The following is a 15,319-nucleotide window of genomic DNA, read 5'->3' as shown; positions in this document are numbered from 1 at the left end:
TTCATTATGGCTCAGGTTAGGGAGTTCTCCTCATCGGCTGGAAGACTTTTTAAGTTGCGCCCTTTTAACTACTACCATGTTCACACTCATAGCCCGAGCCAGAAAGGATGCGAAGGCCCTGCAGTACATAAACGAGAGGAACTACGGCGGTTTTTTGAAGGTTGAGAGCCTCGGTGGGGGAAGGACCAAGGAAGAAGTCCTTGAGAACCTTGAGAGAGCCCTCGAAGGGCCTTACATCCCCCTTCTCCTCCTCGGTGAGAAGGAGAGGGATCTTATGGAGGAGCTCCTTCCTGTTTTGAGGGAATCGGGAAAGCCCTTTTACGCGAGATCCCTCCGAACGAAGCGCGTCAGGAACATGCGCGTTGATGAGCTTTACTCTCATATCGAGGAGATCAAGGCCCGCTTTAGGTTGGGTTTCAGGTGGGAAGAGGGCTACGCGCTCGACCCGCAGAACCCATTGGGAATAGAGCTCCACCCCGATTACGATGTATACCTGGCTGTTGGTGAGGGCTTTAGAACTGCCATGAGAGAACTCCTCGGCCTTGAACTCGGTGAGAACTCCCTCGTTCTCAGGAAGCTTATGAACAGGGAGACCTACTACTCCGGCCCCTATGCTGTTGCGGAAGTCAGCAAGAAGCTCGGTTTTCCGACGGAAATTCTCTGGAGGATCCCCCACTCGGAGAACGTTTCCCTTCGGCGCCTCATTGAACTCAACCGGGATTATATTGAGGCTTTTGCAGGAGCCTCTAAGGAGTTCCTGCGCCAGTTTGAGGGCGGTGACGTTCTCGTGCCTTGGAGCGGGGGCAAGGACTCAACTGCCGCGTTGATCTTGGCCAGGGAGGTCTTCGGGGATGTGACTGCAGTCTACGTCAGGATGGAGTACGAGATGCCCCTGACCGATGAATACGTTGAGAGAACCGCCAGGAAAATCGGCGTGGATCTGATCCGCGTCGACGTTCCCATGCCAATCGAGAAGTACGGCATGCCCACCCACTCAAACAGGTGGTGCACGCGGAAGAAAGTTGAGGCACTCTACTCCGTCGCCTCTCAATTTGAGGATCCAGTTCTCGTACTCGGGGACAGGGATGGGGAGAGCGCAAGGAGAAGGCTCAAACCGCCGGTAGTTGAGAGAAAGACCGAGTTCGGGACGTTTCTCGAGGTTATGCCGATAAAATTCTGGAGTGGGTTCATGGTTCAGCTCTTCGTTCTGGAGAGGGGTCTTGAGCTTCATCCCCTCTATTACGAGGGATTCTACCGCCTTGGATGCACGATCTGCCCAAGCCTTGCCGACTGGGAGATACAACTGCTCAAAAGGAGGGAGTGGAGGAGCTCCCCTTAATCCCTCCTCCGGAGCAGGGGTAGGAGCGCGAAGAGCGCTATTATTCCCGGCCCGCAGACTGAGGTTATTCCAACGCCGGTGCTCGATGTTGTGCTCGGGGTTTTTGTGCCGGTTGCTTTCGTGCTCGACGTGGTCGAGGGCACCGTTTCACTTCCCATAGGGTTGGTCCACGTTACCTCACTTGAGTTTATCTTCAGCAGGAAGACACCTGCGCTTTCTCTCGCGTACTGATAGAATATCATTGCGTTCTGGATGTCGTCTATACCGTTACCCTTCTCGTAGCTCTCAGCGAACTCGTAGTACGCCATCGCCAGGAGTGGGGTTATCCCCTTCATCTGGGCGAGTCCTATGGCCGTTTTGGCTGCCTCTTTCATCTGCTCCAGCTTGTCCCTGAGCACGGTAACGTTGTCTATGCCTAGGGTGTCGAGGAACACTTCGCCCCTAACCCTGGCCTCCATAGCCGTGAATATCGCCGCCGAGTATTTTCCGTCGTCGTAGTACTCCTCAGCCTTCTGGATCGTGTCGCTGAGAGAGCTGCCGACGACGTCTCCGTACATGGACTCTATGTAGGTCGCTATCAGGCTGGACTCGTCGATGTAGTTTCTGGCGGTGTCCTTCAGCTCATCCCTCTCGATAGCGTCCCCCTTTGCGAAGCGCTCTCCAAGGGACGCCCAGAAGCGAGCAGTGTCGGCTCTCTCGTAGGCATAGGCGGCATTTCCAACGGCGTCCCAGTAATCACCGTTGTAGAAGTTCTTCCACGCGTCCTGGAGTATGTCCTTGGCCTGCTCGACCCTCTCCTCGGCCGCTGCTATCGCTTGGAGCATCGTCATGCCCCTTATCTCCATTCCCGAGACGTATCTTTCCGTCCCGTTGATGTACGCGTTAACGCGGTTTAGCAGTTCGGCAACGTCCTGGACGCTCTGGACGTTCATGTACCAATCGACGTGCCTGATGATGATCCTCGCCTGGAAGTCTTTACTCAGGGCGGTGTAGTACATTCCCTCGTCTAGGGCCTCTTTCGAGGAGTTCAGTATGCCCTTCGCCTGGTCAAGGGCCTCCTTCAGGGTTACGTAGGTTTCGTAGTCTACGGTGCTCTTCTTGAGTTTCTCAAGAACGAGATCGTAGTAAGCTGTGGTGTTGGCATAGTCCTTTTTGGCATCATCCATGAGGAAAGCAGTGTCTATCCTGATGTTGGGGGGTACCTGTGGCTTTGATAGTCTGTGTCCCGTGAAGTAGTAGACGGCGTCGTAGATGTCGCTTACCTCCTTGACCTCAAGACCCCAGCGTTCCTTGGCGTACTGGGCCACATCGACCTTCCTCGTTCTCGTCGTGATCTGGATTATGCCCCCTATGTTCTTCTCCTCGCTTTCCTGCACCATCTGTATCCTCTGGCCCTCTGGGATGAGGAACAGCTTTGCCCCAACGGACGCGGCCGCCGCGGCCTTCTCGAGGATCCCACCGACGGGCCCTATCGTGCCGTCCGGGTTTATCATTCCCGTCATCATGACGTCGTCCCTGACCTTCCAGCCTTCAAGTGCCGCTATTATTCCAACGGTCATAGTTCCTCCGGCGGAGGGGCCGCCTATGATCGGTGAGTCCGCCCTGACCTGTATGAAAACATCATACTTGCTCATGTCCTTCCCAGTGACCTCTCCGGCTATCTGCGTTGCCAGCCTTGCGCTCGCCTGCATGTCAACCTCCGCCAGGGGCCACGTCTCAAGGTACACGTGCCCGCTTCCCGGGGCTACCGTTATTACGAAGTTGGTGGCCACTCCAACGAGCCTTCCATCGGGGGTTCTTGAGACAGCTGGTGCCTTGAGAACAATCGTGTGCCCCTCACAGGGACATTGGGCCCCCACCGCTGGCAGTATCGAGAAGATGAGTAGCAGTACCGCTGCCAGGGCGTACGTTTTTCTCATTACTCCTCACCGGGTTTAAGTGAAGTGGTTTTGTTAAATGGATTTCGGTTCGCTGAATTTAGAAAGCCTTAAATTGACCTCGCACTTCTGGAATCTGGATGATGATCATGGAGGTGCTCAATCGCATAATCTCCCGGAAGTTCAGGGACATTGCCGGGGATCGCTATGAGCAGATAGCCAAGCGCTACCGTGAGTTCCTTCTCCTCCCGGAGGAACTGGTTCTTCCGGAGGTCAAATCGATACTGTTTCCTGTGGACAGGTTCTCACTTGACATACCAGAAGAACTTTTTGAGACCCTGAGGGCTTATGCCGGGGCCTCGTTAAAGCTCATTTACATCTCCGAGAAGAGAACCCTTCACATCATAGAGCAGACCCTCGGGAAGGAGGAGGCCGAGAAACTGAAGGCGGAGAAGATGCGCTTTGCCAGCGAAACACTCCGCAACCTTGCGCCCAGACTTGAGAACCTAGGCCTCTCGGTCGAAACCGACTACTTCATCGGGAGCAAGAGCGACGACGTTATAGAGCTCATGTCCACCGGAAAGTTTGATCTGCTGGTGATCTCCCGTTGCTTTGGCTCCGAGCCGAGCAGAACTTCCCCAATAAGCCCGGTGGTGTTTAAAATCGTCCAGCACATCGATGAGCCCGTCATCGTCTACTGAGTGGAGGTGTCGTAATGGATCCAGCGCTTATAATAGCGGTTTCAGTGTTCCTCTTTACCTATGCCCTCATAATAAGTGAGAAGGTTCACAGAACCGTTGCAGCCCTCTTTGGAGCCTCTATAGTCCTGTTTTTGCATGTTGTACCGTGGGACAAGCTCCCCGCCTACCTAGATCTGGACACCCTTTTCCTCCTCATAGGGATGATGATCATAGTGAACACAGCGAGGGAAAGTGGTCTCTTTGAATACATAGCGATAAAAACCGCGAAACTTGCCAGGGGCAGTCCTATGCGGGTTCTTTTGCTCTTCTCGATTGTTACCGCTGTTGTCAGCTCAATCCTCGACAACGTTACCACAGTTCTCCTGCTCACTCCAATGCTCATCTACATAACCCGCCTCATGAAGGTTGATCCGGTCCCCTTCCTCCTGTCGGAGGTCTTTGCCTCCAACATCGGTGGGACGGCAACACTGATTGGTGATCCTCCGAACATCATGATAGGCTCGGCCGCAAACCTGAGCTTCAACGAGTTCCTCCTTAACATGGGGCCGATAGCCTTCCTCGACCTGCTGATCACGATCGGCATAATTTACCTCGCTTACCGCGGTGAGATCCACGTCAGTTCCTCCCGCAGGCAGAGACTCCTCTCGGTAATAGAGGGACTCAGTGAGGACGAGGCCATCAAAGATCCGGTTCTCTTCAAGAAATCCGTAGTTGTTATTCTGTCCGTGGTCGCCCTATTTTTTGTTCACGACAGGCTTGGCATTGAGCCGGCGGTCGTTGCCTTAAGCGGCGCTTCGTTTCTCCTCCTGTGGAGCAGGCAGGATCCGGAGGGGATACTGGAGAAGGTTGAGTGGACGGCGATCTTCTTCTTTGTGGGTCTCTTCATCATAGTCGGTTCACTTGTTGAGACAGGCGTTATAAACGATGTTGCCAGCTGGATGATGGGTTACATTCATAGCACTGGGGAGGCAATTTTCGTTATCGCTTGGTTCTCGGCTATCTCCTCAGCCATCGTTGACAACATACCCCTGACCGCGACGATGATACCCCTGATCAAGGCTATGGGCTCGTCCCTCAATACTTATCCCCTCTGGTGGGCCCTCTCCCTCGGTGCCTGTCTGGGTGGAAACGGCACCGCAATCGGAGCGAGCGCCAACGTCGTGGTCATCGGTATCGCCGGGAAAGAGGGGATAAGGATAACTTTTGCAGACTTTCTCAAGGTCGGCCTGGTCGTGATGTTTGCCACCGTTGGGTTTGGCTCTCTGTTGCTCTGGCTCCGGTACGCGGGGGTGTGAACATGAGCTTGAAGATACTCGTGCTTATAGACGGCTCCAAGTGGAGTCAAAAGGCGGCGCTCCACGCCATAGCGATAGCCAAAAAGCGGGGGGGTAAGGTCATACTACTCTCCGTTCTTGACAGGAGGGAAGCGAGGTCTATGGCCTTCAACCTCAGCATGTTTACCGACAGGCTTGAGAAGGTTGAGAGCTTTGAGAATGAGATATGGAAGGAGATGAAGAAGGGAATACGTACGATAATGACAGGTCTCATGGAGCTCTGCCAGGAGGAGGGGGTGAACTGCTCCTTCAGGATAATCGAAGGTCTGGCCAAGGAGACAATACTCCGCGAGGCGAACTCGGGCAACTACTCCCTCGTCGTCATGGGTGCCTATGGGAGGAGCGGAAAGACGAGGATAGGGTCCCTGCTTGAGGAAGTCGTTGGGTTGATAAACGTTCCGACCATGATTGTCCGCTAGACCAGCCTTACCTCTGTCACGATCCTTGGCGAGTAGAAGCTTCCCCTCCTTTCCAGTTCTTTACCGACGCGTGAAACACTTCCAAGGGCCTCGAACACGTTGCCCGATACCATGTTCCCGCTGAAGGGTGTGGCCTCGCCGTTCTCCACCACGTAGCCGAGCTCGACCGTGAGCGAGAAATCGCCGGTTACCGGGTTGGCGGTGTGCTCTCCGAAGACCTTTGAAACGACGACGCCGCTCCAGTCCCCTAGGTTCTCGCTTCCTCTCCCGACCAGAACGTTACCCGTCCCTATCCTCGGGATCGACCTGAAGTCCCTCAGTGCATTCCCAGTGCTATCGAGGCCCAGCAACTTTCCATAGGTGTGGTCGAGGAGGAAAGATCTCAGCTCTCCCCTTGAGATCAGTACCTTTCTCCTTCCCGGAACACCCTCTCCGTCGAAGGAATAGCTTCCCGGAGAGAATCCTAGTGTGGGGTCGTCGATTATTGAGACGTTCCCCGAGAGCACACTCTTTCCCAGGTCCCCCACCGAGAAGCGGGAGCGGGAGTAGTAAACGCTGTCTCCGTAGAGGTTCTCGAGGAAGAGGTAAACCAGGGCCTCAACGACTTGAGGCTCCAGCAGAACCTCCCCGCTAAAACCTTCGATTTTCTCCGCCCTCTGGCTCGACTCGGCCTCGTTCATAGCCCTCCTTATGAGTTCCTCACCCTCGTGCACTCCCTCCAGCGTCGTGTAGCTCTGCGAGGCGTAGCCGCTCCCACTCCTGCTGTTCTTTTTTACCGCATAGGCCCATATCGCCAGGCCGGTTCTTGGCTCTTCGCCTTCAATGCCGTTGGAGTTTACTATTCCGGCTCTTACCGTGCCGAAGCTCATCGCGCCGGCGAGGGTGTACTCTCCCCTCTCTCCCCTCATCTCCCTCATCCTCTCCACAAACTCTCCAGCCAAGGAGTGTGCCTCATCAAAGTCCAGATCGTCTATAGATTTGTCGTAGAGCCCCCTAACCCGGGGAAATTTCTCCCTAGTTGGGAACCCCCTGAAAGGCCTCGACCCTATCCGGGCGAGCTTTTCGGCTCTTTTGACGAGCTCAAAGAGACTTTTCTCGTCGTGGTCAAGGCCGGTTACGTAGGAGAAACCAACCCTCCCATTCAGACCCACCCTCAGCCCAATCCCTGAGTAGAACTTCCACTGAGCCCTCTCTATCCTTTCCCTTTCAATTCTGAAGGAGGCACTCTTTCCCTCCTCCCAGTATATCTCCCACTCCACGTTTCTTTTATCGAGGATCCCCGCGAGCCTTTCAACCGCCTCCATTCCGATCACCTTCCCCCCACGAGGGCCTCTGTGAGCACGTGAGGACCGCCATCGTCAACTGGGACCCACTGGCCCTTCCCGCAGTAGCCGGGGAAGTGTATCTTAACGTCCCTGCCGATGGCCTTTATGCTCCTCAGAACCTCCACGAGATTTCCGGAGAGCGACACGTCGCGCAGATGAACCTTCAGTTCCCCGTTTTCAACGATGTAACCTTCTTTCGCCCCAAAGGTAAATGTTCCGGTGGCAACGTCAACCTCGCCACCCTTGTCCCCTATCATGTAGAGGCCGTACTTTACCTCCTCGAAGATCTCCTCCGGCTCCCATGTTCCGGCCTCGATGAATGTGTTGGACATCCTGACGAGGGGCTGATGGGCGTAGCTCTGGGCCCTGCCGTGTCCGTTGGGGATGAGGTTCAGAAGGGCGGATGTTTCCCTGTCGTTCAGGTACTCGTTCAGAACCCCGTTTTTGATTATCTCGACCCTTTTTCCTGGGAGGCCCTCATCGTCGTAGGCGTACGATCCGAACTTGCCGGGCAAAGTTGGGTCGTCCACAACGTTCAGCTCTTCTGCACCAATCTTTTCCCCCAACCGGCCCGCGAAGATGCTCTCCCCGTTCTTCACGGCATCCGCCTCGGCGGCGTGACCAACCGCCTCGTGGATGAAGACCCCTGTTAGTTCGGGATCCATTATGACCTCGAACTTTCCGGAGGGAGGGGCCTTCGCCCTCAGCAGCTCTCGCGCCTTTCTTGACACGAAGTCAGCCCACCTCTCAAGCTCGATTCTTTCGATCAGCTCCCACCCTCCTGTTCCCCCAAAGCTCTTCCAGTACTCACCAGTTTTTCCACCCTCGAAAGCTGTCGAGGCAATCCTCAAACGAACCCTCGACGTCACGGTTCTTATCTCGCTCCCCAGGGAGTTAAGGTAGAGGGTTTCGATGATGGATTCCCCGTAGCCCGCGATCCTGTTCTTCACGTTCTCCCCCCTCAGGAGTTCCGCCGCTTTGCCCGTGACCTCGAGCTTCTCGGAGATGTCCACATCATCGAGCCTCTTTTCCCCGAGGTTCGAGACGCTGTCCCTGATAGGATCTCCGAGGTATATTTTTTCCGGCCCCCTTGAGAGCCCGGCCATCTTCATTGCGGTTTTGATTACCTCCTCTGCCTTTGAGAGGTCATTGGCCGATGAGAAGCCCCACCCCTTCTTAAAGGCCCTGACCCCGATCCCCATCTCAACGTTGTTCGAGAGCTCGTCCAGCTGGTCGTTCTGGATGAGAACCGACGTCGTCTTTACCTTTGAGATCCTTATCTCGAAGTACCCCACGCCCAGTTTATCGGCGGTTCGCTCGGCGATTTTGAACAGGTTATCCTCCATATTCCCACCTCAACCCGATCGGCTGTATCGCTTATAAACGCAACCTTAATAAGTTTGAAGTTCGTCTTTTCTATGGGTGATTCCGGGTGGGGAAGATTGAGTCTTTCTTCTCGGGGCTTAAATTCGGCGAGACCGTGCTCGTGGAGTACCCCTCGAACTCGTATCCCGAGCTGTTCCTCAAGCTCCTCCACGACTATGCATCCTCGAGAGGCCTTCACGTTCTCGTTGATGACATCCTAGACGCTTATCCCGTTCTCGTGAAGGGCCTTAAGTCCATGGGTCTTCCCCCTGGTGAGACCGTCGTCATAAAGATAGGGGGAGGCAGGCTTGAGGCGGGTACGATAATAAGCAGGATGGAGGTCGACAAGTACTCCATACCCTTTGGCCATTACATGAATTCCATCAACAAGTTCCGCGAGGCCAACGGCCGCTATTTCAATCCCGTTGTTGGGATCCACAGGATGGTGACGCTCTTCTCCGAAAGGGAGATGCTGTCCCTGCTCACGACGATCTCGTACTTCGTTGGGGATGACAGGCGGGTTTCTTTCTACCTAATAAACGAGGACGTGATCGAGAGCAGCAAACCCGTTTTCCTGCCCCTGTTTGAGGAGATCGCCACAACGGTTACGGAGTGGTACCTGGACGGTGATGAGCTCGTCCTCGTCGTTCACAAGGCCGCCAATCCAGAACTTCTTGGAAAGGAGTACAGGGTCAAGGTTTCTGAATTCTTTGGGTGAATCGCACGGTTTTCATTGTTCCTTTGTGTTCACTTGAGGTCTTCTTGCTGAGCAAACTTTCCAAGTTTTGCACACTATTAAAAGTGATAAGTAAAATTTGAATAGAAAAAAGTTTTAAATACTTTTTTCAGCTTGTATATGACGGATAACTCTATTTAGTGCTCATTTAGATACTGCCTCAAGCTGACTACTATGTCCATGGTGGCGCCGTTATGATCGACCGGGTCAAGTTCAACGACGGCAGCGAGAGTAAGGTTCTCAGCATGGACGCTATCGTCTACACCGGCCCGGGAAGCGTTGAGAGCCCGGAGTTCATCGCTCCCGTTGGAAACGCCCTTCAGGCTTCAGTTTCCGGAATAGTCAAGATCCGCTACCGCTCGGTGACCAGTCCAGGTGGGGACACCCCCAACTCCAAGCCCGGCGATCCTGTTGAGACCACCTCGGTTCAGGCCTACACTCCCGCGGATTACTCCACTCCTACCGCGCCGGTTCTTGTGATGGAGAGCTACCACGGAACCCTTGATCTGATCTCTGACATAGACCTATCAAAGATTACGGTGAAGACTATCGCGAACACGACAAAGGTAACCGAAGGCCAGAGCGTTGGCTTTGCCGTCCGGCTGAGGAACGATAATGTGAAGGCGGTAAATGGAGTTCTCTCGCTCTTTGTGACAGTTCCCGAGGAGAACTCCGAGCGGTTGGTCCTTCTCGGCAGGAAGACGGTGATCCTAAACCCCGATGAGAACGTCGTTATTCAGGTCGGGAACGTCACATATCCCCAGGCCGGTACCTACGAATACTTCGCCACCTTCTCCTTCAAGGGGATGGAGGTGAAGGACAGTGGTTCGGTTGAGGTGAGGAGGCTGGTTCTCCAGAAGAATCTGGCCATTAAGAGCCTTCAGATCTTGCCAAGGAATCCTGAGGAACATGATGACGTGGACATCATAGTATATCCCTATTATGTTTTCAGGCTCGTGCCGGAATCCAACGTCGAAAGCAGCGTGTTCAAGAACAACTTTGGTCCGGATGCCCTTGTACCGGTTTCTTTGAACTCGGAGCAGGGGAACATTGAGCTCTCGGTTGTTGTAAGCGATGTCAAGACATCTGACATAGTCTTTGGTGATTCCATCAAAATAAGCCCTGAGAACATTAGACCTTTCTACGTGTCCCACTGGAGGAACGCCAAGGCGGGGGATCTTGAAGTTACCGTTGGGCTGATCAGTGGTACTGAGGTAATCGACAGTAAGACAGTACGCCTCCACATCAACGAAGGTGATGGCTACACCGGTCGCTTTCTCACCGGAGAATCCCAGGCCCACAACCTGACGGTTACGCAGGGAACCTTCATGAACATCACGCTTGCGGCGGACTACTATGGGGAACTTAAGAACGAATACGTTCCGGTGAAGGTTTGGTATCTTTATGACTCTCCAAGTGAGGGGATTCATTGGACGAGTCCGATAAGGGTCTTTGAAAAAGACATCAAGTTTGACAACGTTCCCCCCACTTACGTTGAGGGTCAATATGCCCAGGAGTTCAGGGGCTGGTTTGGATTCCACTTCGACAATCCGGGTGTCTACCACTTCTACCTATACGTGAACGGGGAATTCGAGGACTTTCTCACCGTGAACGTTACCTTTGATGGACCGGTACTGGCATGGATGGAATGCGAGGATGCTGTCCCGTTATATGACGAAATCGATTGTTATGTCCACATACTAAACAATGCATTGGAAGACATCCCTGTTCAAGTCACTAAGGTTACATTCAGTGGATATGAAGTATGGGACGGTGAAAACTGGGAGGCCGTTAAAGTGAACTACGTTACAGGAACTAGTGTTAAAGGCAACTCCGAAGGTATTGTTGGGATAGACATAGACGTTGACGGGTGGCTGGCTGAGAGGGTCTATGGAGATGACTACTATATTTACCTTTTCTTGGATGGTGGACAACCCATGGCCCACATGATTACCGTGGATCTACAAGTTGCTAATAAACACCATACACTGGGATACGTTACTATGATATATCCGGGAGATGATAAAGAAGGGGCGAAAAAAGAGCTTCCGGATTACATAATAACAGGTGCAGAACTCGGCGGTGCATTCTTGACAGTAGCGGGATTTGTGATAGGGTCGGGCGAAATTATCTCAACTGGTGGAGTATTGCTTTTATTGGTGCCAATAGTAGTCAACGGATACAGAGGAGCCACAGCCCCAACACCAATTTGCTCCGTGGAAGACGACAACAATCTAATTTGCGGAGGTTGATCCGGATGGCGTTGGGATGTGATTGGAGTCTTTTCCTGTTTTTTGTTTTATTAATATTCGTGGACGGCTACTTATTCATCAAGTACACGGAACTGCGGCCGATTCGAGAAGAAGTGAATAAAAGGGCAGCGGAGTTCGTGGGGGACACCAGTGTAATACCTTGGCACGTAGCAGTAATTTATTCAATTGTCATACTCGCACATGATGGGAAATTGGACTTTCTGCCCCCCGAAGCCGGGATAATCGTGATGATTGCCTGGGCTTTGGTTGTACTTCTGATGAGTCTTGTAGTTGTTAGGAATGCAGAAACCATCCTAAGGCGGGTTGAGTGGGCAATAAGGCTGAATGCTCTTGGTATTGCACTACTGATAATTGCAACGTTCCGGGCAGTGTGTAAAAGCATGGAGGTACTTCACGGCGTCATGCTAATGGTTCCAGTACTCCTGTACTTCACAATAGCCATGAAGTCCGCCAAGATAATTACAGCAACGCTGAAGGAAAGCTCCGAGAGTAAAGAAGAGAGTTGAACGCCATGTGCGGGTTGTGCTCGTTTATCCTTTCCTTTTCGTTTATCTTTTTAGACCTCTACCTCTTCCTCAAGTACGAGGGCATAAGGCCTGTGAGGAGCGAAATGCAGAAAAAGACTATAGAGCTTGGAGTTGATATCGTTGTCTTTCCGGGCTTCATACTGACCGCGGGCATTGCCAGAATACTTTCGGAGCTGTATAACAGCGTCTTGCCCTTTGCTTTTGGAATGTTCGTTTTAACTTTCGTCGCGACGGTTATTTCTCTCAGACTCAAAAATCAGCCAGAAAGGTTTATGAGACTCACAGGGAAAATCACTAAGAACTCTGGAAAAATCGTAGCGTTTTACTACGGGGTCGTTACACTGCACACGGTGTACACCCTTAAATCTCGGAGGGGAGTTAAGGGATTCAACGGTAATCCAAAATTCACAACCTCTGATTAGGAGGGCGAATTCAATGGCATGTGGAGCAACGTTGCTTTTCCTATTTGCGTCTTTTTTAGTGCTAGTGGATGGTTATCTAGTTGCTAAATATGAAGGACTGCGATCGATTCGAAAAGAATTGGAAAGAAAACAGTTGAGTTTCTAGGTGACACAATTATAATTCCTTGGAGCGTCACAGGGCTCGCCTCGATAATAGTTCTCGCAGATAAAGGGAAACTAGACTTTGTTCCCCCTGAAATGGGAGTGATAATGGTGCTTGTGTGGTTCTTAGTAATAATCCTGATGATTGTCAAAATCCAAAACGCAGCACACAAACTCCTTGGGAGACTTAGAACTATTGTTAAGCTAAACGCTCTTGGGAACGCAATAATGCTCTTGGCCACGTTCAAAATAGTATGCGAGAATGAAACAGTAGTGTCTGTCGTCTCACTAACAATTCCTGTGGTCTTGTACTTGCTGATGTCACTCAAATTCGTCGAGACAATCAACAAAGGCTTGAAGGAAGCATCTCCCTATAATCCCGACTAGTAAATGCACTTATAAAGTCCAGCATGGTCTGTGGTTTGTCTGATATGTTTATTTGTACTTTCATTCTTTATGACTTGCTGAAAGCTAGCTTCAGTAAATGCCGAGATTAAATGATAAAAAGATTTCAACAGTGACATGAATCAATATCCCTAAAGTGATTTAAATTGGGATATGAATTGATCTAGGTGTAATATTCGCAGTAGGTGAAATGATGTGTTTAATAGTTGAAAAAGCAATTGAGGCGTACAGAGGAAGTTCAGCTCCTCCAAAGATTTGCTCGGTGTACGAAGGTGATAACAACCTGATCTGTGGGGGGTGATTAGGATGAATTACTTGGTGTTGTCCTCTTGGCTTATTTTTGTTTTTGATATTTACTGGATTGGGAAGGCGTTGGAACTTCGGCCAATCAGGGCAAAGGTAGATTATATGCTCGTTGGAACCTTTACTAGTCTTAGTGTTCTCCTACCTTGGATGCTTGTGCTTTTTAGCTGGATTTCTTTCCCGACTATATATGGGGTTGGGCCGTTAGCCACGCATTTTGGAGTCTTTGTATTTTTGTATCTACTCATGATATTGGTTTTTGGTCTGTTGAATTTTAAGTTGTCGTGTAGTGCTCATTTGGTGTTTTGGAGGCTTGAGGGGATGATTAAGTTTACGGTTGCTGGAACCGCGTTGGGGTTTCTTACTCTTTACGTAATCCTGTATGGGTGGTCCATGATGTCATTAGTTGTTCTACTGCTCCCCCTTGTGATTCACCTCTGGGCTTCTCTCCGCATAGTTCGCACGCTGAAGCTTTCGTTCAAGGCGAGCGGAATTAACAGTCCTGAGGATTTGAAGAATTACATCGTGAAAGATCCTCTATGTAGGTGGTGGTTACGGCCAAAGGGATGAACTCGCGATGAAAAATTAGGAAGTGGTTTGGGGAAATAGGGGGTCATCATCTTTTTATTACGAGGCTTGGTTTCAAATCTGCTCCAGCAGCTTCTTCCTCTTCTCTTCGTACTCCTCCTGACTTATAACCCCCATATCGTAGAGCTCTTTCAGCTTTTTGAGCTTCTCCAGCGGATCCTCCTTCTCAATGACCTGTGGTTGAGTCCGGGCCGGCATGCTCCTCGTCACGAGCTCCTTGGGCTTCCTCAGTGTCCACGTCTCGCTCGTTAACCTCTTTTTGACGTCAATCGACACGGGCTCAACCGCTATCGCGTTTAGGGCATCTTTTATCGCGTTGATGGCCTTCCTTGCCTCTTCTTTGTTCATCCAGCCGAGCTTGAGGCTTATGCTCTCCTCCCCCTCGATCACGAACTCGGAGCTCATGACGCCGAGCTTAACCGTCACTTGCTCCAGCTTCTGGTAGGGGATCGCCTTGAGGTCGTACCTCCCGAGAACCTTCTCGTCCAGGTAGATTATCCTCCTGTCCGTCACGAGGAGCCACTTCGGCTTCTCAAGGCTTATCTTCTTCTTTATGGCAAACAGGACCCTCTCCTCCGGCTCCAGATGCCTCCTCACAGATTTTGGAAGTTCGGGGTTCTCCACGACACCCATTTCGTTCACCTACCAGCTTCATTGGGTTATCATCCTATATCACTCTTTCCTTTCCACAGTGCTTATTAACGTCCAGTGCGAACCTTTAACGGGTGATTCAATGGACTTCGAGAGGAAACCGCTCATCGGGATGGTCCACCTCAAGCCCCTTCCCGGCTCGTACCTCTACGACGGCAACCTTGAGGGGATCATTGAGCTCGCGGTGAAGGACGCCAAGACTCTCGAAGGGGCGGGCTTTGACGCGATAATGATTGAGAACTTCGGCGACGTCCCGTTTCCAAAGTACGTGGGCAAAACAACCGTTGCAGCCTTCACAGCGGTCGCCAAGGCCGTCAGGGACGAGGTGAGCGTTCCGGTCGGGATTAACGTCCTCAGGAACGACGGGATAGCCGCGTATTCAATAGCCTACGCGATTAAAGCGGACTTCATAAGGGTTAACGTGCTGAGCGGAGTTGCTTACACCGACCAGGGAATTATAGAGGGCATCGCCCACGAGCTGGCGAAGCTCAGAAAGCTCCTCCCGAGCAAGATTCAGATCTTTGCCGACGTCCACGTCAAGCATGCGGTTCACTTCTTCGACTTCGAGGATGCGATAAGGGACACCGTCGAGCGCGGTCTGGCCGATGCAGTGGTGGTGAGCGGAAGGTCAACCGGAAAGCCCGTGGATTTAGAGAATCTCGCCCTCGCGAAGAGAATCTCGCCCGTGCCAGTAATAGTCGGCTCTGGAACAACCTACGACAACCTGCCCGAGCTGTGGAGGTATGCGGATGCCTTCATCGTCGGCACGTGGCTCAAGCGCGACGGAAAGGTCGAGAACGAGGTTTCCCCTGAGAGGGCCAGAAAGCTCGTTGAGCTGGCGGAGAAGCTGAGGAAAAGTTCTTAGCTTTCCTTCAGAATTCTTCGAATTTTCTTTTCCGAAAGCCTTATTACC

Annotated in this window: 14 protein-coding genes; 10 read left to right on the top strand and 4 right to left on the bottom strand. The window is 52.0% G+C overall.

What is annotated here, in order from left to right; translation table 11 throughout:
- The first annotated feature begins 76 nt into the window (after window positions 1-76).
- Window positions 77-1,339 (top strand): phosphoadenosine phosphosulfate reductase domain-containing protein, encoded by a 1,263-nt coding sequence (locus TGAM_RS10725; RefSeq protein WP_015859717.1) that lies wholly within the window; start codon window positions 77-79, stop codon window positions 1,337-1,339.
- On the opposite strand, the gene TGAM_RS10720 is transcribed toward TGAM_RS10725, so the two are convergent.
- On the bottom strand, window positions 1,336-3,258 hold the full coding sequence (locus TGAM_RS10720; RefSeq protein WP_015859716.1) for a S16 family serine protease: 1,923 nt from the start codon (window positions 3,256-3,258) through the stop codon (window positions 1,336-1,338). The two genes, TGAM_RS10725 and TGAM_RS10720, sit on opposite strands and share 4 nt — an antisense overlap.
- Before the next feature lie 98 nt (window positions 3,259-3,356).
- Between TGAM_RS10720 and TGAM_RS10715 the strand changes: the two genes are divergently transcribed.
- Genes TGAM_RS10715 through TGAM_RS10705 form a run of 3 tightly spaced genes read left to right on the top strand, consistent with a single transcriptional unit; the run spans window position 3,357 to window position 5,670 of the window.
- Entirely contained in the window at window positions 3,357-3,917 is a 561-nt protein-coding gene (locus TGAM_RS10715; RefSeq protein ID WP_015859715.1) for a universal stress protein, read from the top strand.
- Window positions 3,918-3,931: 14 nt separating this feature from the next.
- Window positions 3,932-5,212 (top strand): ArsB/NhaD family transporter, encoded by a 1,281-nt coding sequence (locus tag TGAM_RS10710; protein ID WP_015859714.1) that lies wholly within the window; start codon window positions 3,932-3,934, stop codon window positions 5,210-5,212.
- An 8-nt stretch (window positions 5,213-5,220) separates the two neighbouring features.
- On the top strand, window positions 5,221-5,670 hold the full coding sequence (locus TGAM_RS10705; RefSeq protein WP_048811450.1) for a universal stress protein: 450 nt from the start codon (window positions 5,221-5,223) through the stop codon (window positions 5,668-5,670).
- Here the strand turns inward: TGAM_RS10705 and TGAM_RS10700 are convergent.
- Together TGAM_RS10700 and TGAM_RS10695 are read right to left on the bottom strand one after the other, a co-directional pair.
- Window positions 5,667-6,974, bottom strand: a complete 1,308-nt coding sequence (locus TGAM_RS10700; protein ID WP_048811371.1) for a TldD/PmbA family protein — start codon at window positions 6,972-6,974, stop codon at window positions 5,667-5,669. The two genes, TGAM_RS10705 and TGAM_RS10700, sit on opposite strands and share 4 nt — an antisense overlap.
- A gap of 5 nt (window positions 6,975-6,979) precedes the next feature.
- Entirely contained in the window at window positions 6,980-8,341 is a 1,362-nt protein-coding gene (locus tag TGAM_RS10695; RefSeq protein ID WP_015859711.1) for a TldD/PmbA family protein, read from the bottom strand.
- Window positions 8,342-8,427: 86 nt separating this feature from the next.
- Between TGAM_RS10695 and TGAM_RS10690 the strand changes: the two genes are divergently transcribed.
- The 5 genes from TGAM_RS10690 to TGAM_RS10665 all read left to right on the top strand — a co-directional run bounded on the left by TGAM_RS10690 (window position 8,428) and on the right by TGAM_RS10665 (window position 13,737).
- Complete coding sequence (locus tag TGAM_RS10690; protein ID WP_015859710.1) at window positions 8,428-9,078, top strand: DUF257 family protein; 651 nt, start codon at window positions 8,428-8,430, stop codon at window positions 9,076-9,078.
- A gap of 212 nt (window positions 9,079-9,290) precedes the next feature.
- A complete protein-coding gene (locus TGAM_RS10685; protein WP_015859709.1) occupies window positions 9,291-11,348 on the top strand; it encodes a hypothetical protein in 2,058 nt (685 codons plus the stop codon).
- A 5-nt stretch (window positions 11,349-11,353) separates the two neighbouring features.
- Window positions 11,354-11,875: a hypothetical protein gene (locus TGAM_RS10680; protein ID WP_048811370.1), complete on the top strand. Its 522-nt coding sequence runs from the start codon at window positions 11,354-11,356 to the stop codon at window positions 11,873-11,875.
- Between the two features lie 5 nt (window positions 11,876-11,880).
- Complete coding sequence (locus TGAM_RS10675; protein ID WP_238516273.1) at window positions 11,881-12,318, top strand: hypothetical protein; 438 nt, start codon at window positions 11,881-11,883, stop codon at window positions 12,316-12,318.
- 852 nt (window positions 12,319-13,170) lie between these two features.
- Window positions 13,171-13,737, top strand: a complete 567-nt coding sequence (locus tag TGAM_RS10665) for a hypothetical protein (RefSeq protein WP_048811368.1) — start codon at window positions 13,171-13,173, stop codon at window positions 13,735-13,737.
- A gap of 72 nt (window positions 13,738-13,809) precedes the next feature.
- On the opposite strand, the gene TGAM_RS10660 is transcribed toward TGAM_RS10665, so the two are convergent.
- On the bottom strand, window positions 13,810-14,388 hold the full coding sequence (locus TGAM_RS10660) for a PH domain-containing protein (RefSeq protein ID WP_015859705.1): 579 nt from the start codon (window positions 14,386-14,388) through the stop codon (window positions 13,810-13,812).
- Window positions 14,389-14,488: 100 nt separating this feature from the next.
- On the opposite strand from TGAM_RS10660, the gene TGAM_RS10655 reads away from it, so the two are divergent.
- Window positions 14,489-15,271: a BtpA/SgcQ family protein gene (locus tag TGAM_RS10655; RefSeq protein ID WP_048811367.1), complete on the top strand. Its 783-nt coding sequence runs from the start codon at window positions 14,489-14,491 to the stop codon at window positions 15,269-15,271.
- Window positions 15,272-15,319: the final 48 nt, after the last annotated feature.

The organism is Thermococcus gammatolerans EJ3, assembly GCF_000022365.1.
In the GTDB taxonomy this organism is placed as follows: domain Archaea; phylum Methanobacteriota_B; class Thermococci; order Thermococcales; family Thermococcaceae; genus Thermococcus; species Thermococcus gammatolerans.
The sequence above is the reverse complement of the archived record's forward strand: the minus strand, read 5'-3'. Positions and strand labels throughout refer to the sequence as shown.